A 22,723-nucleotide genomic window follows, 5' to 3' on the forward strand; every position below is an offset into this window, starting at 1 on the left:
ATTGCATAACGATGCTACCCGGCTTTTATATTTCTTTGTCTAACTTTAAGGGAACAGCAGGGCAAACCGATGCTTTTCCTGCACACATACGGATTGCTTTTGGGAAAAGGAAAGGAGTGCTGAGCATGCGGTTTCAGAACAGATAAGAGTATTTCCCGTCCAGATACTTGCGGATATATTTCAATGCTTTTGTAATCTGCGCTTCCACGGTCTTTACCGAGGTTTGCGTTCGTTCGGCTATCTCTTTGTTCGTAAGGTTCTCCTGACGGCTTTGGCGGAACACCTCCCTGCATCTGTCGGGCAAGGCGCAGACGGCCTCCTCTATCAGGCGATGCAGCTCTTCCAACTCTATGTTCTCGTCAATGAAGCAGTTGTCGCTCAACGTTTCGCCAAGCCCGTCTATGGGACAGGTCCGCTTGCTGTCGCGCAGCACATTCAGGCATCGGTTTCGGGCTGCCTGAAAAAGATAGGCTTTGAAGGAAAGCTTGATTTGAAACTCTTCCCGGTTCGTCCAAACGTGCATAAAGATATCCATGGCAATCTCTTCTATCTCTGCTTCGTCTTTGAGATACAGCTTCATAAAGCGGCACAACGGAACGAAATAGGTATCAAACAAGTACTTAAAGGCTTGTTCGTCACCCGTTTGCAACTGCTTCAATATATGTATCTCATCGTTTACAAGCATGATTCATCAAGGTGTTTGACTTTTTGAACGAGTGTCTCATTCGTAAAGGCAAAGGCCGGCCATACAACGCTCAACAACAGGCACATCTTCAGACCTTGTCTAAAAAGATAGTTCCAACCAAGCACTTAACTTACATAATGTAGAACATGGCAATAACATGTGCAAAGAAGTTCCGCCCATTTCTTTCGGATATGGAGCAACATCAGGTTTCGCTGACGCGCAATCCGAAGGCTTTGCACGTCATCTCTTCCACCGCCACCTCCCATATCTTGACATGGCGAACGGCGGGTTCGGAATAAGTGCAAGGATTGTCGGTATATCGGCTCATGAAAAAGTCCAGAATCTCACGCTTCTGCCCCATGTCTTCTATGAAGCGCACCTTTCCGCGGCACATCACACTGCGCGACTTCATGCTGTAACTGCATGCCACCTGCCGGTGCATGTACACCAGCTCGTGCCCCTCGCAGAAGGTGACGCAGACTTGAGGGCGCTTTGCCAACATCTCCATTTTGCCCCCTTCAGGGCCGGAATGAAGGTATATCACTCCGTTCCGATAGGCGAAGTTCATGGGAATCACATACGGATTGCCCTCTACATCGGTGATAGCCACCATGCAATAAGGACATTTATCTATTACTTCTTTTATTTGTACGGGGTCTGTGATAGCGATTGTCTTCATCGTTTTATTCCATCAGTGCAAAATCCAGTTGTTTCTTTTCCAGATTGGCACGTGCCACTTTGATGCTGATGGCATCGCCCAAGCTGTACGTGCGATTCTTGCGGCGTCCGCGCAAGCAGTAGTTCTTCTCGTCGAACTCGTAGTAGTCGTCGTCGAGGTCGCGGATAGGAATCATCCCTTCGCACTTATTCTCATTCAGTTCCACGTACAAGCCCCACTCCGTCACTCCGGAGATGACACCATCGTAAACTTGACCCAGACGCTCTGACATGAATTCCACCTGCTTGTACTTCACCGAAGCACGCTCGGCATTGGCAGCTATCTGCTCCATGTTGCTGCTGTGCTCGCAAAGATCCTCATATTTCTGCTCGGACACGCTGCGACCACCCATATCGAGGTACTTAGTCAGCAAGCGGTGCACCATCATGTCGGGGAAGCGGCGGATGGGCGAGGTGAAGTGTGTATAATAGTCGAATGCCAGACCGTAATGCCCCACATTGTGTATGGAGTAGCGTGCCTTCTGCATGGCACGAATGGACACGGTTTCAATCAAGTTCTCCTCTTTCTTGCCCTGAATGTCGTCCAACAGGTGGTTGATGGATTTGGAGATGTCGGTTTTCGTGCCTGCCGTGCGCAGCTTGTAGCCAAAGCGGGCGATGAACTGAGCCAGATTATCCAGTTTTTCGGGATCGGGCAGGTCGTGTATGCGGTAGGGGAACACTTTTGCCTTTTTGCTTTTGGGCACGCGTCCTATCTTCTCGGCCACGGTGCGATTGGCAAGCAACATGAATTCCTCCACCAGTTTGTTGGCATCTTTAGCCACCTTGAAGTAAACGCTTACCGGCTTGCCTTTTTCGTCTATCTCGAACTTCACCTCATAACGGTCGAAGTTGATGGCACCGGCCTTGAAGCGGTTGTCGCGCAGAATCTTGGCCAACTTATCCAATTGGAGGATTTCTTCCTTGAAGTCGCCTTTTCCGGTTTCGATAATCTCCTGCGCCTCCTCGTAGGTGAAGCGGCGGTCGCTTTTGATGACGGTATGTACCACTCGCGAGTTTTTCACTTCTCCCTTTTCCGTCATTTCGAAGATGACGGAATAGGCCAGTTTCTCTTCGTCGGGACGGAGAGAGCAGATGAAGTTGCACAACCGTTCGGGCAGCATCGGGATGGTACGGTCTACGAGATAGACGGAGGTAGCTCGTTTCTCAGCCTCCTTGTCGATGATGCCTCCCTCTTTTACGTAGTGGGTCACGTCGGCGATGTGTACGCCTACTTCCCAAAGTCCCTCCTTCAGTTGGCGGATGGAAAGGGCATCGTCGAAGTCTTTGGCATCTTTAGGGTCGATGGTGAAAGTAGTCACTTGGCGGAAATCTTCACGCTTGGCTATTTCTTCGGCAGAGATTTCGGCGGGTATCTTGTCGGCGGCTTTCTCTACAGCAGCAGGGTAGACATACGGCAAGCCGAATTCCGCCAGAATGGCATGCATCTCGGTGGTATTGTCTCCGGCTTTTCCCAAAATGTCAATTACCTGCCCGATGGGGTTCTTAGCCTTGTCCGGCCATTCCACCACCTTCACGATGGCTTTGTCGCCCGTCTTTCCACCTTTCAGTTTCTCTTTGGGAATGAAAATGTCGTTGGCAAGCGTACGGTTTTCCGTCACAAGGAAAGCATACGACTTGGCAACTTCCAGTGTGCCCACAAACGTATCGTTGGCACGCTCCAATATCTCCACCACTTCTCCTTCGGCTATCCGCCCTCGACGTTTGGCATAGAAAGCTATGCGTACCTTGTCGTTGTTCATGGCATGTGCCGAATTTCGTTCGGCAATGAAGATCGGGTCTCCGCCATCTTCGGGCAAGAAGGAGTTCTTACCGTTGCTCTTGCGTTGGAAGACGCCTGTCATCTCCACGCCGTGGGTGTTCAGCTTGTATTTATGTTTCTCTGTTTCGCTGATGTAGTCGTCCATCACCAGTTCGGACAAGATGTCCATGCACAGCATCTTCAGGGGATGTGTGGTGAGGCGCAGTTGGTCAAAAATATATTTCAGGGATAAAACTTCGTCTTGTTTGTAGTGAAAGAAGTCCAGCAGAACTTTGGCGAGTTCTTTCTTTTTCATTCGTTTGCCGGCTTTTTTGTCTTTTTGCTTAGCCATAATTATTTTTTTAATGGATGTATAAATAGGGAAGTGTTCCCTACATTCAGCATCCGGTTCTTTTGCAAAGTAAACAAATTTTTGTTTTCGACAGTTCAAAATGCTTCAAAAACTTGGTATCATGCTGAAAATAATGCCCGAACGGAAGTTCTTAAATAAATAATATTCTATCTTTGCAATAATTTACCTATGGGAAAAATGGAAATGCAGACTTTAGACACCGAAAGTACAATGCGCGAAAGAGAAATCTACCGGGTGACGATAGTGGGGAGTATCGTGAACTTTCTGCTGCTTGTCTTTAAGTTCTTTGCCGGCATTGCAGGCCATAGTGCTGCCATGCTGGCAGATGCCGTCCATTCGCTGTCTGATTTTATCACGGACATTATCGTAATACTCTTTGTACGCCTATCCGCAAAGCCCGAAGACGAAGGACACGATTACGGCCATGGCAAGTATGAAACATTGGCAACAGCCATTATCGGTATTTTCCTCGTATTCGTGGGTTTCGGCATTTTTTGGAACGGAGCCTCGTCCATCTACCGTTTCTTTCAAGGTGGAATCTTGCAGGAACCGGGCAGGATAGCGCTGATGGGCGCCATAGCCTCTATCATATTCAAGGAAATACTTTATCAATATACCGCATTCAAAGGACGAAAGCTGAATTCGCAAGCCGTCATAGCCAATGCATGGCATCACCGGAGCGATGCGTTTTCGTCCATAGGCACGGCTTTGGGTATTGGGGGAGCCATCCTCTTGGGCGACCAATGGCGGATACTCGACCCTGCCGCAGCAGTGATTGTAAGCTTTTTCATCATGAAAGTGGCGGTAGGATTACTCATTCCTTGCGTGGACGAACTACTGGAGAAGTCATTGCCCTCCGAAGTGGAGGAGAAGATATTGGAGACCATCCTTTCTTTCCCCGGCGTGACCTCGCCTCATCACCTTCGCACGCGACGTATCGGCAGCTATTGTGCCATTGAAGTGCATGTGCGCATGGACGGACAAATTTCGCTGGAGGAAGCTCATAAAACAGCAACTAAAGTGGAGAACAAGCTGAAGGAGCTGTTTGACAAAGGTACATTGATAAATATACACGTTGAACCAAAGAAGTAGTATGGAAAGCATCTTAGTAACCGGAGCAAGTGGGTTTATCGGCAGTTTCATCGTGGAAGAAGCGTTGAGACGCAAGTTCGGTGTGTGGGCGGGCATACGCTCATCCAGCAGCCGCGAATATCTGCACGACCGCAAGATACATATCCTCGAACTGGATTTTGCACACCCCAACGAACTTCGCGCCCAACTGTCGGGGCATAAAGGAACTTACAACAAGTTCGACTACATCGTTCATTGTGCCGGTGTCACCAAATGCGCTAACAATAATGAGTTCGACCACGTAAACTATCTGCAAACCAAATATTTCGTAGATATGTTGAGGGAACTGAACATGATACCCAAACAGTTTATCTTCGTCAGTACGCTGAGCGTATTCGGCCCTGTTCGCGAACAGACATACGACCCCATTTCAGAGCACGACACTCCTTGCCCCAATACAGACTACGGGTTCAGCAAACTGAAAGCAGAGCTTTATTTGCAGAGCATCCCGGGATTCCCTTACGTCATTTATCGTCCTACGGGCGTTTACGGTCCGCGAGAGAAAGATTACTTCCTCATGGCCAAATCCATCAAACAGCACATGGACTTCTCTGTAGGTTTCCATCGGCAGGATTTGACGTTCGTATATGTCAAGGATATTGTGCAGGCCGTCTTTCTCGGCATAGAAAAGAAGGTGGTGCGCCGGGGGTATTTCCTGACCGACGGAAAGGTATACCGAAGCCGCGTTTTTTCGGACTTAATACGGAAAGAATTGGGTAACCCGTTTGTTATTCGCTTCAGGTGTCCGTTAATTGTGTTAAAGTTAGTATCTTTGCTGGCCGATTTCTGGGCAAAGCGACGAAAAACCACCAGCACGCTCAATCCGGACAAGTATAGAATAATGAAACAACGCAACTGGCAGTGCGACATCACTCCCGCCATCGAAGAACTGGGATATAATCCCGAATATGACTTGGAACGGGGAGTGAAAGAGACAATCGCCTGGTATAAAGAAAAAGGATGGCTTTAGACTTATTTAAAAAGGTAGAAACCCGTAAAGGGTTGTTTGCAGTCGAGAAGATAACACTGGTATACAACCTGTTGACTTCTATTCTGATACTGTTTCTTTTTCAGGAAATGGATCATCCGGGCAGAATGCTCATCGACCGTACCGTCATTGCAGCCATGACGTTCCTGCTGATGTATCTCTACAGATTGGCGCCTTGCAAATTCTCGGCTTTCGTGCGCATAGCCATCCAGATGTCACTGCTATCCTATTGGTATCCCGACACATTCGAGTTCAATCGCATCTTTCCCAACCTTGACCATGTGTTTGCTTCGACCGAGCAATGGCTGTTCGGCGGACAACCTGCCGTATGGTTCAGTGCTTATTTGCCGCAAATGTGGGTAAGTGAGCCATTCAACATGGGCTACTTTTTCTATTATCCGATGATATTGGTGGTGATAATGTGGTATTTCTTCTACCGGTACGACTTGTTCGAGAAAGTTTCGTTCGTAGTGGTAACCGCTTTCTTCATCTATTACCTTATTTATATATTCGTACCCGTTGCCGGCCCGCAGTTCTACTTTCCTGCCATTGGCAACAGCAATGTGGCTCAAGGTATCTTCCCCTCTATTGGCAACTACTTCCACCATCATCAGGAACTTCTTCCGGGTCCCGGTTATGAGCACGGCTTCTTCTATAATCTGGTCGAGGAGTCCCAGCAAGTGGGCGAACGCCCTACGGCGGCTTTTCCCAGCTCGCATGTGGGGATGTCTACCATCCTGATGATTATGGCTTGGCGCGGAAGCAGACGCCTGTTTACCTGCCTGTTGCCTTTCTACCTGCTACTCTGTGGGGCTACGGTGTATATTCAAGCACATTATCTGATTGACTCCATCGTCGGATTTATCTCCGCTTTCGGAATTTATGTAGCGGTGACATGGATGTTCAAGCGATGGTTTGCACAGCCGATGTTCAAATAAGAGGCTTCCCGGCTTTCGGCTGTTCTCGCCGATGCGCCATCACTCCCCTTCTTCCCGCTGATTTGCCTGCACATGCCCAACTTGCGAAGCCCGTCCCCTTTTATTTCCGGCACTTCGCCCACGGCGCTCGAATGCTTGTTCACACGCCGCACATGTCAATATTTAATCAAAGAGCCTTACCGATTACCGCACCCCGCCGAGAAGATGTTTCGGGTGGGGTATTTCTTCGGCACCGAGGAACGGGTCGTTCCCCACCGAGGAACCATGCCTTCGACACCGAGGAACGGTGTCTTACTCGGTGTCGGAGAAAACGGCCGTGCCGAAGCCTTGATTCATTTGTAAAAAGAAAAGAATATCAAAGCATCATGCAAAACGCCGGACTTCCTTTCGGATGCTCCATCGGATAGGTCGGCATATCAGATAGTGGGAGAGATGCGTGCATTATTGTAGAACTATTGTAGGACTTTTGCAGGAAAAGACCTACTTCATCGCTGTTCTTGCAGGAACAAAAAAAGCCTATCCCGCTACGAATAGGCCTGATTTTGTACCCCTGAGCAGAATCGAACTGCTATTTAACGTTTAGGAAACGCTTGTTCTATCCGTTGAACTACAAGGGCTTGTCTCTGTTGTAGCTTGAACAACAAGATTGCGGGTACAAAGATAATGTATTTTGCCGATTTTCCGAAAAAAGTTTTGTTAATCCAATTAACTTTACGAAATTTGCCAAGTGTGTAAAAGAACAATAACCTCTAAAAATAACCTTTAGAAAATCGTAAGTATGGCAAACGACATGATGGTCAAAGAACTGGAGCAAGTGGTAGTCCGCTTCTCCGGAGACTCCGGCGACGGTATGCAGCTCGCCGGCAACATCTTTTCAACAGTTTCGGCTACGGTGGGAAATGACATCAGCACATTCCCCGACTATCCGGCAGATATCCGCGCCCCGCAAGGCTCACTTACCGGTGTTTCAGGCTTTCAGGTACACATCGGTGCAGGCAAGGTCTATACTCCGGGAGATAAATGCGATGTATTGGTGGCAATGAACGCAGCCGCCCTGAAAACGCAGTACAAGTTTGCTAAGCCCACAGCCTGCATCATCATAGATACAGACGCCTTCCAGAAAGGAGATCTGGAGAAAGCAGCTTTTAAGACCGACAATCCCATTGAAGAAATGGGAATCAAGCAAGACGTGATTGCCGCTCCCATCTCGCAGATGGTGAAAGACTGTCTGGCCGACACCGGGATGGACAACAAATCCATACTGAAATGCCGCAACATGTTCGCGGTGGGATTGGTATGCTGGCTGTTCAACCGCGACCTGAAGATTGCCGAAGACTTCATCCGCGAGAAATTTGGCAAGAAACCCGAAATTGCCGAAGCAAACATCAAGGTCATTCATGCAGGATATGACTACGGCCACAACACACATGCTTCCGTAGCCCATACTTATAAAATAGAAAGCAAGGCCACCGTGCCCGGCCGATACATGGACATCACGGGAAACAAGGCCACGGCCTACGGTTTCATTGCCGCTGCCGAAAAAGCAGGCATGAAACTGTTCCTCGGTTCTTACCCCATCACTCCTGCCACCGACGTGCTGCACGAGCTTTCAAAACACAAATCGCTGGGTGTGATGACCGTGCAGTGCGAAGACGAAATCTCGGGTTGCGCCACTGCCATCGGCGCCTCCTTTGCCGGTGCGTTGGCCGTCACTTCCACTTCCGGTCCCGGCGTCTGCCTCAAGTCGGAAGCCATGAATCTGGCTGTCATCACGGAATTACCGCTCGTGGTGCTCGACGTGCAACGCGGAGGCCCTTCCACCGGTCTGCCCACCAAGTCGGAACAGACCGACTTGTTACAAGCCCTGTTCGGCCGCAACGGCGAAAGCCCGATGCCCGTCATTGCCGCCGCTTCGCCCACCGGTTGCTTCGACGCCGCTTACATGGCCTGCAAAATTGCGTTGGAACACATGACACCGGTGGTATTACTGACCGATGGCTTTGTTGCCAACGGCTCCGGTGCATGGAAGTTGCCCAAGCTGGCAGACTATCCCGCCATCAATCCGCCTTACGTCACTCCGGAGATGAAAGACAACTATACTCCATACAAGCGTAATCCGGAAACGGGTGTACGCTACTGGGCAGTTCCCGGACAAGAGGGGTATATGCACATCCTCGGCGGTCTGGAAAAGGACAGCAACACCGGCGCCATCTCCACCGACCCAGACAACCACAACCTGATGTGCCGCCTGCGTGCAGAGAAGGTTGCCAAAATACCCGTACCCGATGTAGAAGTGTTAGGTTGCGTCGATGACGCCGACCTGCTGATAGTTGGTTTCGGCGGCACATACGGCCATCTGTATTCGGCCATGAAAGAGATGAACAAGGCAGGCAGAAAGACAGCCCTCGCCCACTTCACCTATCTGAATCCGTTGCCCAAGAATACGGAAGCTGTATTGAAGAAGTATAAAAAAGTGGTAGTTGCCGAACAAAATTTCGGGCAATTCGCAGGCTATCTGCGCATGAAGATAGACAACTTCACGCCGTACCGGTTCAACGAGGTCAAAGGACAACCATTTGTCGTGGCCGAGTTGGTAGAAGCTTTCAATAAGATAATTGATAACGACTAAAAGAAAAACATCATGTGCGAATATACAGCAAAAGACTTCAAGAAAGGACAACCCCGTTGGTGTCCGGGTTGCGGTGACCACTTCTTTCTGGCTTCACTGCACAAAGCAATGGCAGAAATCGGCATAGCTCCCTGGGAGAGCGCCGTCATCTCAGGCATCGGCTGCTCCAGCCGCCTGCCCTACTACATGAATACGTATGCGATGCAGACAATCCACGGGCGTGCCGCCGCCATCTCGACCGGCGCCAAAGTGGCCAACCCCAACCTGACCGTATGGCAGATTTCGGGTGACGGCGACGGATTGGCCATCGGTGGCAACCACTTCATACATGCCGTACGCCGTAACATCGATCTGAACATGATTCTGCTGAACAACCGCATCTACGGCTTGACGAAAGGACAATACTCGCCGACTTCTCCACGCGGTTTCGTCAGCAAATCATCTCCCTACGGCACGGTAGAAGACCCGTTCCATCCGGCGGAACTCTGTTTCGGTGCCCGTGGTCGCTTCTTTGCCCGCGCGGTAGCCACCGACGCCTCCGGAACCACAGAAATCCTGAAAGCAGCTATCGCCCACAAGGGAGCTTCCGTCTGCGAGATTCTGCAACATTGCGTCATCTTCAACGACAATACCTACGACAATGTTTACAAGAAAGAGGGCCGCGCCAAAAACGCCATCTATCTGGAACACGGCAAACCGATGCTTTTCGGAGAGAACAATGAATATGGCCTGATGCAGGAAGGATTCGGCCTGAAAGTTGTAAAGCTCGGCGAAAACGGCATCACGGAAAAGGACATTCTCGTTCACGACGCCCACTGCATGGACAACACCCTGCAACTGAAACTTGCCTTGATGGAAGGCCCCGACTTCCCGGTCGCTCTCGGCATAATCCGTGATGTGGAAGCACCTACCTACAACGACGCCGTTCACGAACAAATAGAAGAAGTATCTTCCAAGAAGAAGTATCACAACTTTGAAGAGCTACTGATGACAAACGATACATGGGAGGTAAAATAAGCCTTCATCACAATAATACTTTTTTGTTCATTATTTTATCCCCTTCACCAAGCCCCGAAAGGCAAAAGTGAAGGGGATTTTTATATTTTCCAATAAAAAAGGCCGTTTTTCTTTGATAATAAAAGAAATAATGTATATTTGCATCACATTGTTCACTTTTTATCATTCATACTTATGAATCAGGAACATCTCTTCGACCGATTTTCCCAGCAGGCCCTCCAGACCTTGCACAGGTATCGTGCGGTGATGTTCAGCCCTCCCTCCTATTACTAAAGATATGCCACGGCGGATTCTCCCCCCCCAAAAAAAAGAACAGACATCTGAGTTCAGGCATTTCCTCACTATGCTATACCCCATAAGAGATATGACTTCATTAACAAAAAAACAATGAGAATGTGTCAGACTTAAAAGCTTTTGCATCATGAATCAGGCATGGGCCACGTGTATCATAAACATGGTTCTTGCGAAACCCGCGCCTAAAAGAAGAAATATCGGTGTCTTGACATATCCTCATGAAACATTGGAAACAATATGGATACCACCAGACCAACCATAGCCGAAGTACAAGAATGGGTACTGAAGCTTTATGACACGTGCGAACAAACCATTACCGACGAAGAGCGTAAGGAACAGTATAAATACGCCGTCATGGTGCAACGTCCGCAAGACAAACGCTTTTTGGTGAAAATGCTGGACGAATCGTCGCAAATACGCGACCGCAAGAAACTGGCGACACGTATCAAAACGTTGATAGACCGCTACGGCATCCCTCAATTCCTGAATAAACGAGACGCTTTCCTCTTCAAAATGTACCAAACCTTCGGGCATCATTTCGACTTCATTGCCATACCTATTATAAAGAAGCGCCTTCGCATGGATACTTCCAAAGTCATCTTGGACGAAGCGCGGCCCAAGTTGACGGAACATCTGGCCGAACGGTTCAAGCAGAAGATAGGGCAGAACGTCAACCTGCTGGGCGAAGTAGTATTGGGCAACGGAGAGGCCGACCACCGCTACAACCACTATCTGGAAGCATTGGAAGCACCCGACATCAACTATATTTCCGTCAAGATATCCGGCATTTATGCGCAGACCCATGCGCTGAACTATGAAGAAAGCTTCCCCGAACTGGTAAACCGTATGTCCGCACTCTACCGGAAGGCAATGGAATTTCCTTATACGGACGAAAACGGGGTGAAGCGTTCCAAGTTCGTCAACCTCGACATGGAAGAATACAAAGACGCGCACTTCACCCTCAGGCTCTTCAAGGAGGTACTCGGCAAACCCGAATTCAAGAACTATTCGGCAGGTATCGTCGTACAAGCTTATCTGCCCGATGCCTACGACTTCCAGACCGAACTGCTGGAGTTTGCCAAAGCACGTGCGGCAGAGGGTGGCGCGTCGTTGAAGATGCGTCTGGTGAAGGGTTGCAACCTCGAAATGGAGACCGTCGTCTCCTCTTTGCGTGGCTGGCCCAACCCGATACGTACCAGCAAGACGGAGGTGGATGCCAACTACCTGCACCTGCTGGAGCGTGCCCTGCAACCCGAAAACGCCAAAGCGCTCCATTTAGGAGTGGCCTCACACAACTTGTTCACCATTGCATACGCCTACCTGCTCAGCCGGAAGTCGGGAAGTTCGGAATACATGACATTCGAAATGTTGGAAGGAATGGCCGACCATGTATGGCGGGCGCAGTCCATACTTGGCAACCATGTCATACTCTACGCCCCCGTGGTGAAGGACGAGCACTTCCTGAATGCCGTCTCCTATCTGGTGCGCCGTATGGACGAGAACACCGCTCCCGATAACTTCCTGACCCATTCCTTCAACCTGAAACCGGGAACCGATACATGGAACTTCCTGCAAAAGCAGTTTGAAGACGCATACCGCATGAAAGATACCCTCACCCACATGCCCACGCGCACACAAAACCGCCTGAAAGCCTATGCGCCTGTTCCGCCTTCCGATACGATGAAGAACGAACCGGACACGGATTTCGATCTGCTCCAAAATCAGGAATGGGTGCGGAACATCTTTGCCAAATGGAAGAAGTCGCCCGACGATACACCCGAAATCATACCTCTTCAGATAGGTGCCGAGACGGTGGTGTGCGAAAAGCGCCATCGGTACATGGACCGTTGTCAGGATGACGAGGTGTGCGTTTGCGAAATGTCGCAAGCCAACAGCGAACAGGTAAAGCAGATTATCGACATAGCCGAGAAAGACCCGGCAGGCTGGCGCAACACCACACTGGAGCAACGGCACCGCATCATGTATGATGCCGCCAACCGTCTGGCCGAGATGCGTGGCGACCTGATAGGCTGCATGTGTGCCGTGACCGGCAAGACCGTAGTCGAAGGAGACGTGGAAGTGTCCGAAGGCGTAGACTACGCCCGCTTCTACACCACCTCCATGAAGCCTTTTGCCGCACTGACCGACGTAGATATTACACCGAAAGGGGTCATACTCGTCATTTCGCCTTGGAACTTCCCCTGCGCCATTCCCATCGGCGGAATCGTAGCCGCGCTGGCAGGCGGCAACACGGTGATACTGAAACCCGCCACCGTGGCCGCTCCTGTGGCATGGATGTTTGCCAAAGCCTTCTGGGATGCCGGTGTGCCGAAAGAAGCCTTGCAGGTTGTCATCACAGACCGCGAAGCCTTGAATGTGCTCACCACCGCTCCCGCCATCAAGCACATCATCCTGACGGGTGGGCTCGAAACCGCAGAGAAGATTCTCAAGAATGCGCCCGCCAAGCCGCTTTCGGCCGAAACGGGAGGCAAGAATGCCATCATCCTCACTGCTTCCGGCGACCGCGACCATGCCATTATGAATATTGTCACTTCCGCCTTCGGCAATGCCGGACAGAAATGTTCCGCCTGCTCCTTGTTGCTGGTGGAACGCTCGGTGTATGAGGACAAGAATTTCCAAGACAAACTGAAAGACGCCGCCACCAGCATGAAGGTGGGTAGCGTATGGAATCCCGGAAACGTGGTAGGGCCGATGATTACCAATGAGAACGACAAGTTGTATAAAGCCTTGGAACTGGAGCCGGGAGAATCGTGGCTCGTACCGCCCCGCTTCATCGACAAGAAGAAATATATCCTTGCCCCGACGGTGAAATGGGGAGTGACCCCGAAGAGTTACTCGTTCAGGACGGAAATCTTTGCTCCGGTGCTGAGCGTAGTCTGCTTCGACAACCTGCAAGAGACCATCCGGTCCATCAACAACCTTGAATATGGTCTGACCTCCGGTTTGCAAAGCCTTGACGAGAACGAGCAGGCATTGTGGAAAAACACCATGTGTGCGGGCAACCTTTACATCAACCGAGGCATTACGGGAGCCATTGTGAACCGTCAGCCTTTCGGCGGCATGAAGTTCTCTGCCATCGGCGGCGGACTGAAAGCCGGCGGCCCGAACTATTGCAGCAGTTTCGTGAAGATAACGGACAAACCCGACAGCAATACCGACTACCGGAAGAGCTATGCGGAAGCTTTCGCGAAAGAGTTTGCCCATGCCCGCGACATCAACAACCTCTACGGCGAACAGAATGTGCTCCGCTATCTTCCGGTGGAACGCATGGTGCTCCGCCTATTCCCCGGCGACAGCAATGAAGAGGCAAGGATGATTGCCTTTGCCGCCCAAACCTGCCATACTCCGCTCGTCATCAGCTTCGGTGAGGATGACGACCGCACGGAAGCGCTGGCCTCGACCGGATGCCCGCTAAAGAAGGAAGACTTAAAGACCTTCTACGATTCGTTGGACAATTATTACCGCATACGCACTTGCAGCTCGGATATTCCGGATGGTTTCTATAAAGAAGTTTCCGCTATGAACATGTATGTCGCCACAGCTCCTCCGGTGAAGAACGGACGTGTGGAACTGCTTCATTACCTCAAGGAACAAAGCATCACGTTTGAGTATCACCGGTATGGAAGCATCACGGAAGTACCGCCGGTAGAGTGAAGCGGAACCGGATATCAGGAAGGAACGAAGCTTGGAATTGCTTTCCGAGATAAGATTTGAACACAGAGCCACGGAATTTTATGCTTGTCATAAACAAGAAATTCCGTTCCTCTGTGTTCTTTCTGTAAATGATGCCTATGCGTCGTCTGCATCAAAAAAAATAGTGCTTAAGAATCGGTTCTGTCATCCGTTCCCGGCAAAAACCTCTTCCCCCTTCAGCGTAGCCGAACTGGATTCCGTGATTTTCACCATCACGAAGTCTCCTATCCGGTGCTTGCCACGGTCGAAGACCACTACACGGTTCTGCTCCGTACGCCCGAACAGTTGGTCGCGGCTGCGCTTGCTCACACCCTCTACCAGCACTTCGTAGGTCTGACCCACACAACGGGCATTGGCTTCGGCGGAAAGACGGTTCTGAAGAGCGATGATTTCGTTCAGACGGCGAACTTTCACCTCTTCGGGCACATCGTCGGGCAGGTGCTTGCTGGCATACGTGCCGGGACGCTCGGAATATTTGAACATAAAGGCTGCATCGTATCCGCACTCTTCCATAAGCGAAAGAGAAAGCCGGTGGTCTTCCTCCGTTTCGGAATGGAAACCAGAGAAGATGTCGGTAGACAAACCGCAATCGGGGATGATGCGACGGATGGCGGCCACACGCTCCAGATACCACTCACGGGTATATTTGCGGTTCATCAGCTTCAGGATGCGGCTGCTACCGCTTTGCACCGGCAGGTGTATGTGTCTGCACACGTTGGGCATATCGGCAATGACCTGTAAGGTTTCGTCGCTCATATCCTTGGGGTGCGAGGTGGTGAAACGCACACGCACGCCCGGTGCGGCCTCGGCCACGATACGAAGCAACGCAGGGAAGCCTACCACCGTTCCGTCGGGCCTTTCAAAACGGTAGGAGTTGACGTTCTGCCCCAGCAGGGTGACTTCCTTATATCCTTTCGCCACGAGATCGGTCACTTCGTTGAGGATGCTCTCCACGTCGCGGCTGCGCTCGCGCCCGCGGGTGTAGGGCACAATGCAATAGGTGCAGAAGTTGTTACAGCCGCGCATAATGGATACGAAACCGGAGATATGGTTTCCGCAGATGCGCGAAGGAATGACGTCCCGGTAGGTTTCGGTGGTAGAAAGTTCCACGTTCATCGCTTTCTCGCCGGCCTCTACCGCCGCAATCAGCTCCGGCAGGGTAAGGTAGGCGTCGGGGCCTACCACCAAATCGACGTGGTGGTTGGTGATGAGGTCGTCTTTCACACGCTCGGCCATACAACCCAGCACACCGACTATCAGCCCTCGCCTCTTCTTTCTGAGCGAATGGAAAAACTCCAGCCGGTTCAGGATTTTCTGCTCCGCATTGTCGCGTATGGAGCAGGTGTTCATAAACACGGCATCGGCCTCTTCCAGCGTCTCTGCCACGGAGTAGCCCGCCATCTGCATGACGGACGCGATTACTTCACTGTCTGCCACATTCATCTGGCAGCCATAGGTTTCGATAAACAATTTCTTGTTTTCATCGGCAGTTGCAGATTTAAAGTCTGCTCCCGTTACTTTTTCCATACTTGTCTTTATCGTTATTGATTTGCAAACTGCCTCTTTCGTGGCTCGAACAGACAGATTTTCAAGCACAAAAGAGTGTGCAAAGATACGTCCTTCCCCGAAAATAAAGAAACGCTTTTCATTTTATTATGCGATTCGCTCCACTTTGCTTCGCGAAAGTCCGTCCGCGCCGTGCGGATATCCGTGCGCACGGCGCGAACAGAAATTGATTCAGGCAGAGAACAAGTTTACTCCTTGTCACACACATTTTTCCTCAAACCGGCATTAAACCATCATCTATTCAGCGTTTTTAATTAGTGTTAATTACACAAACTTTTCTACTTTCAATTTGGTATTAAAAGATATTATTCACAAATTTGTGGAATGAAAGAAACATTAGATTTTTTCATAGTTAAGGTTTAGGTTAAAAAAAGGGGAGCTGTGAAGCTCTCCTTTTTATTTATCCGCTCTTGGGTAGTAGTCCCAGCCCACAACTTTAGCAAGATTATGCCCACACTTTAGGAACCGCAACCCCACACTTGATGAGACGTATGCCCGCACTTTAGGAAAGACAAGCCCGTACTTCAGAAAGCATCAGCCCACACCTCAAGGGAGGCCGATCAAGGAAATGCCAAATAGCTAACCGGACTTTTCAGACTGCCTCTTTTTAATGATTACATCCGCCGAAAGCAAAGATAAATTGCACTTCACAGCTAAAAAATAGCCGGATTCGTTTGTTCTACTTTCGGTTTGCATTATCTTTGGGGAAAAATAAAAGAGCAATATGGAAGATTTCTTCAAATTCCTGTTAGTTATGTCTGTCATTGTAATCGGAATCGTCAAGCAGTTCAAGAAAGAGGCTCAAAAGAACGCTGACAAGAAACCTGCCATGCCTATGCCCGAGGCAAACTTCCCGTTGCCCGAATATCAGAACGAAGATACCGACAGAGACTTTATCCCCGAGGAACCCGAAACAGAACCGGAATTCATGCAGCGGCCGTCTGCAAAACCCAACAAGCAGCCACGCCACAAAAAGCAGCCGTTCCAATCAAAAACTTCTGTTTCGTCGCCCTCTTCCATCAATGCCTCCCCTCCCCCGATATCAGACCCACAGGACTGCGACGACACTTCCGACTTCGGCATCCATTCGGTAGAAGAAGCCAGAAAAGCATTCGTCTGGTCAGAAATACTCCAACGGAAATACTGAACAGCAAACAAAGGGCGATTGAGGTGACTCAGAACCGACCGGCATGAAAACAGCTGAGGAATCCTTGAAAATCTTTACACGAAAAATAACAGTTATATTATGGCACTTAATCACATTTCGGCAGCAGAAGCTGCAAGCCTCATCAAACATGGCTACAACATCGGCTTGAGCGGATTCACACCCGCAGGAACAGCCAAAGCCGTTACGGCAGAATTAGCAAAAATAGCAGAAGAAGAACATGCTAAAGGGAATCCCTTCCAAATAGGCATCTTTACCGGTGCTTCCACGGGAGACTCTTGCGACGGCGTTCTGGCACGTGCCAAAGCCATCCGCTACCGCGCACCCTACACCACCAACTCCGACTTCCGCAAAGCCGTGAACAACGGCGAGATAGCCTACAACGACATACACCTCTCGCAAATGGCACAAGAAGTACGCTACGGCTTCATGGGCAAAGTGGACATTGCCATCATCGAAGCCTGCGAAGTGACACCCGACGGCAAAATCTACCTGACAGCTGCCGGCGGCATCGCCCCTACCGTATGCCGGTTGGCCGACCGGATTATCGTGGAACTGAATGCCGCCCACAGCAAAAACGCCATGGGGCTGCACGACGTTTACGAACCGCTCGACCCTCCCTATCGCCGCGAAATACCCATCTACAAGCCGAGCGACCGCATCGGACTGCCTTATATTCAGGTTGACCCCGAAAAGATTGTCGGCGTAGTAGAGACCAACTGGCCCGACGAAGCACGTGGCTTTGCCGACGCCGACCCGCTGACGGATAAAATCGGACAGAACGTGGCCGACTTTCTGGCTGCCGACATGAAACGCGGAATCATTCCCTCCACCTTCCTGCCCTTGCAATCGGGTGTGGGCAACATTGCCAACGCCGTGCTGGGTGCATTGGGAAGGGACAAGACCATCCCTGCCTTCGAAATGTACACGGAGGTTATTCAGAACTCCGTTATCGGACTGATTCGCGAAGGCCGCGTGAAGTTCGGCAGCGCCTGTTCGCTGACCGTGACCAACGACTGTCTGGAAGGCATATACAATGATATGGACTTCTTCCGCGACAAGTTGGTTCTCCGTCCGTCGGAGATATCTAACAGCCCCGAAGTGGTGCGTCGCCTGGGAATTATCTCCATCAACACCGCCATCGAAGCCGACCTTTACGGAAACGTGAACTCCACCCACATCAGCGGCACGAAGATGATGAACGGTATCGGAGGTTCGGGCGACTTCACACGCAATGCCTACATCTCCATCTTCACCTGCCCGTCCGTAGCCAAGGAAGGCAAAATCAGCGCCATCGTGCCAATGGTTTCGCATGCCGACCACTCGGAGCACGACGTCAACATCATCATCACCGAACAAGGTGTGGCCGACCTCCGTGGCAAGAGTCCGAAAGAACGTGCACAAGCCATCATCGAGAACTGCGTTCACCCCGACTACAAGAGCATCCTTTGGGATTACCTGAAACTGACCGACGGGAAAGCGCAAACGCCTCATGCCCTGCGTGCCGCACTGGCAATGCATGCCGAACTGGCCAAAAGCGGAGATATGAGGAACGTGGACTGGGCGCAGTATAAATAAACGCCCCTTCTGAATTCGGCATATCGGAACAGGAAAAAGGTCTGTCAAAAAAACGGAAAGCCCCGATAGCTTCGTGATGCTATCGGGGCTTCCTTTTCATAAAACCGCTCTTCGATTCTCCTTTCTTATTCGGCCAAGATACCTATTTCCGCTCCCGACGCATAATCCTGCCCGTGTTGCTCGCTCAAAGCCATGAAACGGATGTAGCGTGCTTTCACCGGTTTGTCAAAGCGTACGGTCTTTTCTTTCCGGTCGTTCTCGAAGCTGCCTTTAGCCACGGGATCGCTCCAAGTTTTGCCGTCGGTACTGATCAGGATGCTGTAGTCCTTCACGTTTCCGTTGTCGCTGTCCTGCCGGGGCAGGTAAGTGACGCCTTTGATTATCTTCGCATCCTTGGCATCCAAATCTATCCAATGCGGATATTTGGCAAGGGTCACGGAGTACATGGTATGCCAAATGGTTCCGGCATCTCCGTCGGTCAGGTTCGTGGCTTCTCCGCCATCGGTTTCCTGACTGCTGGCGTTTATCACTTCAGCCTGCACTTTCTCTATCTTGCCGAATGTTTGCGATGCCTTGATGCCGGGAGTCGACTTGAACCATGCCGTCACGTTGCCGCCTTCGCGCATCGGGATAGGAGCATTGTAGGTTCTCGCTTTCTTTTCTTTCCCCACAGTGTAGCATATCTCGGCTTCGGGGCGTGTGGATACGAATGTCACATCGCCTGCTTCGTTGCGCACGATGTTCAGCGGAATCTCTCCGCCGGCAGCCACTTGTGCGGCTGCACTCAGGTCGTGCGCTGCCGGACGGATGATGAAACCGAACGAATGCTGGCCTGCCAATATTCTGTCGTGTTTCAACGGGCCGCCTTGCCCGCAACTGTTTCCGCCCAATCCGGTAACTCCCAAGTCGAGATGCAGATAAGTGCCCGTCACCTCCGGAAGCTGATAAGGATGCCCCGCCAGAATCATCTCTGTGGCTGTATATTGCAAGGGTGCCACAGACATCTTGCCGCCGGTAGCGATGAATTGCGCTCCTGCGCCTGCCTCATCGGTCAACGCACACCAACGCACGTCTTCATGGTTTGCCATGTCTTGCGGCTTGGGGAAATTGGCAAATTCATCCGCCACCTTGTTGCGGTGTATCTCGATGAACTGCCCCGTCTTACGGTCGGGATAGTTCTCGACAGGCCCGCGACCGTAGTACGTAAAGTTCTCGTATTTCTGCGGAAGTTTCATCACATAGCCCAAGCGTGGAAGTATCAGCGTAGGACGGTTGGACGTAATGCCTGCCTGAAGTTCTATCGAACCGTCGCGATAGACCGTCCATACCTGATTGGTGGTAAATTTAAAGTCGTTCTCGCCGAACTTCCGGTCGGTCAGTTCCTCTATCTTGTTCTTACCGCTGGATGTTCCGCCCAGAATGCGTGCGGCATTGGGAGCCTGGGATTCCACGGTGAAGGCCAATACCACAGCCCCGTCGGCACGTTGCATGGTGGTGGCGCGCACCACCTTGTGTTGCAGGTTGTGCAACCCGTTTTCAAACCAACCGGCATACACCCAGTTGTCGTTGTTGACGAAAGCACGGAAAGCATCCAACTTCGGCCCGTTTCCATCGGCAATGATAGTCTCGCCCTTGTATTTCAAGCGATGAATGCTTCCGGTTTGCATGTCGAAACAAGCTTCGAAATCCTTACCTTGTACGTCAGTGAAACGTCCGTCCGTCTTGCCGGTAATGAGCTCTCCGGTATTTGCGGTCAACGTACCCATGCCGGGCAGATTGCTTGCCGGCTTCAAGGGGAGTTGCTCCTCCGCCATCACATAGCCCTTTTCCGCCCAAGGCTGCGCCTCTTTCAAGAGGAACTGTACTTTCACGAAATATTCGGCGGCGGGTTTCAACGTTTCATATTTATAAGGAATCCGCACGAGAGCGCGGCTGCGTGGAGCAACTGCAACGTGAGGCAGCATGCCGTTCTGCACCTCCACACCGTTTTCGTAAAGCGACCAACGCACTTCATAGTCGCCGAGGTCTTTGAAATAGTATTTATTGAAGATTTCAAAACTGCCCTTCTGCACATCTTTGGCTTGCACACCGATATGCTGATATACTTTCTTCACCTCATAGTATTGCGGTTTGGGCTCGAGGTCGGCAAAGACGATGCCGTTCATCACGAACTGCCCATCGTTGGGCGTATCGCCGAAGTCGCCGCCGTAAGCCATGTATCGCTTGCCGTCGGGGGTATAGTTGTACATGGCTTGGTCCACCCAATCCCAGATGGCAGCACCGCAGAAGAAGTTGGTCGATTCGATGGCTTCCCAATAATCCACCAGATTACCCACGGCATTGCCCATGGAGTGTGCGTATTCCGAAATGTGGAAAGGATACTTGATGTCGTACTTCCCTTTCACGGCCTCACGTGTCCAAGCGATGGAGGGATATTGGTTGGAACCCATATCCACAATATCGTTGTTACGCTCGTATTGTACCGGCCGCGAGCGGTCGAAAGTCTTCAGGGCATTGTAGGCGGTCACGAAGTTCTTTCCCGGCCCGGCCTCGTTGCCCAGCGACCAGATGGCGATAGAGGGGTGATTGACATTGCTGTGCACCATCTCCATCACGCGTGCCACGTGCGCCTTTTCCCATTCTACGGGGTGAGACAGGGATGCTTTGCCGTAATAATACTGATGCGATTCCAAATTGGCTTCATCTTCCAGATAGATGCCGTATTTATCGCAAAGATAGTACCAATAAGGGTCGTCGGGATAGTGCGAATTGCGCACGTGGTTGATGTTGGCACGTTTCATCAGCATCATTTCCTTCTCCATCTGTTCGCGTGTGATGGCATGTCCCAATGCGGGATTCGTCTCATGGCGGTTCACACCTTTCAGTTTCACCGTTTTCCCGTTGATGTAGTAATAGCGTCCGGCCAGTCCGAATTCGTCTTCAGAAGCCGGCGTGTCCTTGATTTCCACTTTGCGGAATCCCACATAGGCAGAAACGGTTTCCATGGTGCGCCCTTTCTTGTCTTTCAGTTCGCCCACCAATGTGTAGCGGTGAGGCGTCTCTGCCGACCACAGCAGAGGTTTCGGCAGTGCCAGTGTGGTTTCACAGGTGACGACGCCCTCTTTGCCCACGGGCACGATGGAAGCAACGGCCGCAACATTTGCCAACGGCGTGTTCTCGTCCGAATAAAGCTTGTTGGCATAAAGCGAATAGACCATGCTGTAGCCTTTTGCCTCTTTCTTGTCCAGATTGCGAATATCGGCCTTGATGGAGAGTGTACCCTCGTCGAAGGCGGAATTCAGGTCGGGGATAACCACCAAGTCGCGCACATGCAGCTTCGGAACGGAGGTGAGTGCCACCGTACGGAAGATTCCTGGCAGGCGGAACATATCTTGCGCTTCGAGGAAAGAAGCGTCGGAACTACGATAAACAGCCACGGCCACCGTGTTTTTTCCGGCTGTGAGGTAAGGAGTGATGTTGAAGCTCGCCGTGTTTCGCGAGTTTTTGGAGAAGCCCACGTATTGCCCGTTTATCCAAAGATAAAAGAAAGAATCCACCCCGTCGAAGTTAATGAATACTTTGCGGCCGTTCCAGCCGGCAGGCAACGTAAAATCACGGCGGTAAGACCCCACTTCGTTGCGATGCTTGTAGGTGGTCCAGTGGGCAGGCGGTGTGCGCATCACTCCTCCGCGCCAGTCGTCCACCGCCACTTTATGCTGGAAAATGACAGGCTGGTTCACGTAGATGGGCGTGCCGTACTTCTGCGTGCCGTCTTTCTGTATGCCGTAAATGTTCCAGCTCGAGGGCACGTGGATGTCGTCCCAAGCCGACACATCATAGTCCGTGCGTTGGAAGTCTTTCGGACGCTCATCGGGATTGGGCACCCACTTGAATTTCCAGTCACCGTTGAGACTCATCCAATAAGCGCTATGCTCCGGCAAAACTTTGCGGGCGGAGACAACGTCGGCAAAGGAAAAGAAAGTGGCGCGAGGTTGCTCTTTGTTCAGGGCCAATCGCTCGGGCGACTCCCATTCCTTCCCGTCGGGTGCTTGGACTAACGCGTATTGAAATCCGCCCAGACTGTCTCGAACCGCGAATGCTGCCGAAACAAACGACTCAAACAACAAAATGATGACAAGTAGCTTTTTCATAAAATTAAAAGATTG

Annotated in this window: 13 protein-coding genes and 1 tRNA gene; 8 read left to right on the plus strand and 6 right to left on the minus strand. The window is 51.0% G+C overall.

Features of this window, described 5'->3' with window-relative positions:
• Nucleotides 1-133: 133 nt before the first annotated feature.
• From C3V43_RS08645 to rnr, 3 genes are all read right to left on the minus strand, one after another.
• Nucleotides 134-685, minus strand: a complete 552-nt coding sequence (locus C3V43_RS08645) for an RNA polymerase sigma-70 factor (RefSeq protein ID WP_106069465.1) — start codon at nucleotides 683-685, stop codon at nucleotides 134-136.
• Between the two features lie 202 nt (nucleotides 686-887).
• Complete coding sequence (locus tag C3V43_RS08650; protein WP_106069466.1) at nucleotides 888-1,364, minus strand: pyridoxamine 5'-phosphate oxidase family protein; 477 nt, start codon at nucleotides 1,362-1,364, stop codon at nucleotides 888-890.
• A gap of 4 nt (nucleotides 1,365-1,368) precedes the next feature.
• Nucleotides 1,369-3,516 carry a ribonuclease R gene (gene rnr / locus C3V43_RS08655; protein ID WP_106069467.1) on the minus strand — a complete coding sequence of 716 codons (2,148 nt, stop codon included), beginning with the start codon at nucleotides 3,514-3,516 and terminating at the stop codon, nucleotides 1,369-1,371.
• Nucleotides 3,517-3,714: 198 nt separating this feature from the next.
• Between rnr and C3V43_RS08660 the strand changes: the two genes are divergently transcribed.
• Genes C3V43_RS08660 through C3V43_RS08670 form a run of 3 tightly spaced genes read left to right on the plus strand, consistent with a single transcriptional unit; the run spans nucleotide 3,715 to nucleotide 6,594 of the window.
• A complete protein-coding gene (locus C3V43_RS08660) occupies nucleotides 3,715-4,629 on the plus strand; it encodes a cation diffusion facilitator family transporter (RefSeq protein ID WP_106070525.1) in 915 nt (304 codons plus the stop codon).
• 1 nt (nucleotide 4,630) lies between these two features.
• On the plus strand, nucleotides 4,631-5,638 hold the full coding sequence (locus tag C3V43_RS08665; RefSeq protein ID WP_106069468.1) for an NAD-dependent epimerase/dehydratase family protein: 1,008 nt from the start codon (nucleotides 4,631-4,633) through the stop codon (nucleotides 5,636-5,638).
• Nucleotides 5,629-6,594: a phosphatase PAP2 family protein gene (locus tag C3V43_RS08670; protein WP_106069469.1), complete on the plus strand. Its 966-nt coding sequence runs from the start codon at nucleotides 5,629-5,631 to the stop codon at nucleotides 6,592-6,594. The genes C3V43_RS08665 and C3V43_RS08670 overlap by 10 nt, the downstream gene beginning before the upstream one ends.
• Nucleotides 6,595-7,139: 545 nt before the next feature.
• On the opposite strand, the gene C3V43_RS08680 is transcribed toward C3V43_RS08670, so the two are convergent.
• Nucleotides 7,140-7,211 (minus strand) — tRNA-Arg (locus C3V43_RS08680).
• A gap of 161 nt (nucleotides 7,212-7,372) precedes the next feature.
• Here C3V43_RS08680 and C3V43_RS08685 point away from each other — a divergent pair.
• The 3 genes from C3V43_RS08685 to C3V43_RS08695 all read left to right on the plus strand — a co-directional run bounded on the left by C3V43_RS08685 (nucleotide 7,373) and on the right by C3V43_RS08695 (nucleotide 14,209).
• Entirely contained in the window at nucleotides 7,373-9,223 is a 1,851-nt protein-coding gene (locus C3V43_RS08685) for a 2-oxoacid:acceptor oxidoreductase subunit alpha (RefSeq protein ID WP_106069471.1), read from the plus strand.
• Nucleotides 9,224-9,235: 12 nt separating this feature from the next.
• Nucleotides 9,236-10,240, plus strand: a complete 1,005-nt coding sequence (locus C3V43_RS08690; RefSeq protein WP_106069472.1) for a 2-oxoacid:ferredoxin oxidoreductase subunit beta — start codon at nucleotides 9,236-9,238, stop codon at nucleotides 10,238-10,240.
• A 531-nt stretch (nucleotides 10,241-10,771) separates the two neighbouring features.
• Nucleotides 10,772-14,209 carry a bifunctional proline dehydrogenase/L-glutamate gamma-semialdehyde dehydrogenase gene (locus C3V43_RS08695; RefSeq protein WP_164996234.1) on the plus strand — a complete coding sequence of 1,146 codons (3,438 nt, stop codon included), beginning with the start codon at nucleotides 10,772-10,774 and terminating at the stop codon, nucleotides 14,207-14,209.
• A 183-nt stretch (nucleotides 14,210-14,392) separates the two neighbouring features.
• Here C3V43_RS08695 and miaB read toward each other — a convergent pair whose 3' ends face one another.
• Nucleotides 14,393-15,775 (minus strand): tRNA (N6-isopentenyl adenosine(37)-C2)-methylthiotransferase MiaB, encoded by a 1,383-nt coding sequence (miaB, locus tag C3V43_RS08700; protein WP_106069473.1) that lies wholly within the window; start codon nucleotides 15,773-15,775, stop codon nucleotides 14,393-14,395.
• Nucleotides 15,776-16,538: 763 nt separating this feature from the next.
• On the opposite strand from miaB, the gene C3V43_RS08705 reads away from it, so the two are divergent.
• Together C3V43_RS08705 and C3V43_RS08710 are read left to right on the plus strand one after the other, a co-directional pair.
• Nucleotides 16,539-16,961 (plus strand): hypothetical protein, encoded by a 423-nt coding sequence (locus C3V43_RS08705; protein WP_106069474.1) that lies wholly within the window; start codon nucleotides 16,539-16,541, stop codon nucleotides 16,959-16,961.
• Between the two features lie 99 nt (nucleotides 16,962-17,060).
• Nucleotides 17,061-18,557: a butyryl-CoA:acetate CoA transferase gene (locus tag C3V43_RS08710; protein WP_106069475.1), complete on the plus strand. Its 1,497-nt coding sequence runs from the start codon at nucleotides 17,061-17,063 to the stop codon at nucleotides 18,555-18,557.
• A 125-nt stretch (nucleotides 18,558-18,682) separates the two neighbouring features.
• On the opposite strand, the gene C3V43_RS08715 is transcribed toward C3V43_RS08710, so the two are convergent.
• A complete protein-coding gene (locus C3V43_RS08715; protein ID WP_106069476.1) occupies nucleotides 18,683-22,708 on the minus strand; it encodes a glycoside hydrolase family 2 TIM barrel-domain containing protein in 4,026 nt (1,341 codons plus the stop codon).
• Nucleotides 22,709-22,723: the final 15 nt, after the last annotated feature.

The organism is Prevotella heparinolytica (genome assembly GCF_002998535.1).
Lineage (GTDB): Bacteria > Bacteroidota > Bacteroidia > Bacteroidales > Bacteroidaceae > Bacteroides > Bacteroides heparinolyticus.

Excerpts from the sequence above, each read along its gene's own strand:
- C3V43_RS08645 (WP_106069465.1), bottom strand. The coding sequence starts at position 685 with ATGCTTGTAAACGATGAGATACATATATTGAAGCAGTTGCAAACGGGT.
- C3V43_RS08650 (WP_106069466.1), bottom strand. The coding sequence starts at position 1,364 with ATGAAGACAATCGCTATCACAGACCCCGTACAAATAAAAGAAGTAATA.
- rnr (WP_106069467.1), bottom strand. The coding sequence starts at position 3,516 with ATGGCTAAGCAAAAAGACAAAAAAGCCGGCAAACGAATGAAAAAGAAA.
- C3V43_RS08660 (WP_106070525.1), top strand. The coding sequence starts at position 3,715 with ATGGAAATGCAGACTTTAGACACCGAAAGTACAATGCGCGAAAGAGAA.
- C3V43_RS08665 (WP_106069468.1), top strand. The coding sequence starts at position 4,631 with ATGGAAAGCATCTTAGTAACCGGAGCAAGTGGGTTTATCGGCAGTTTC.
- C3V43_RS08670 (WP_106069469.1), top strand. The coding sequence starts at position 5,629 with ATGGCTTTAGACTTATTTAAAAAGGTAGAAACCCGTAAAGGGTTGTTT.
- C3V43_RS08685 (WP_106069471.1), top strand. The coding sequence starts at position 7,373 with ATGGCAAACGACATGATGGTCAAAGAACTGGAGCAAGTGGTAGTCCGC.
- C3V43_RS08690 (WP_106069472.1), top strand. The coding sequence starts at position 9,236 with ATGTGCGAATATACAGCAAAAGACTTCAAGAAAGGACAACCCCGTTGG.
- C3V43_RS08695 (WP_164996234.1), top strand. The coding sequence starts at position 10,772 with ATGGATACCACCAGACCAACCATAGCCGAAGTACAAGAATGGGTACTG.
- miaB (WP_106069473.1), bottom strand. The coding sequence starts at position 15,775 with ATGGAAAAAGTAACGGGAGCAGACTTTAAATCTGCAACTGCCGATGAA.
- C3V43_RS08705 (WP_106069474.1), top strand. The coding sequence starts at position 16,539 with ATGGAAGATTTCTTCAAATTCCTGTTAGTTATGTCTGTCATTGTAATC.
- C3V43_RS08710 (WP_106069475.1), top strand. The coding sequence starts at position 17,061 with ATGGCACTTAATCACATTTCGGCAGCAGAAGCTGCAAGCCTCATCAAA.
- C3V43_RS08715 (WP_106069476.1), bottom strand. The coding sequence starts at position 22,708 with ATGAAAAAGCTACTTGTCATCATTTTGTTGTTTGAGTCGTTTGTTTCG.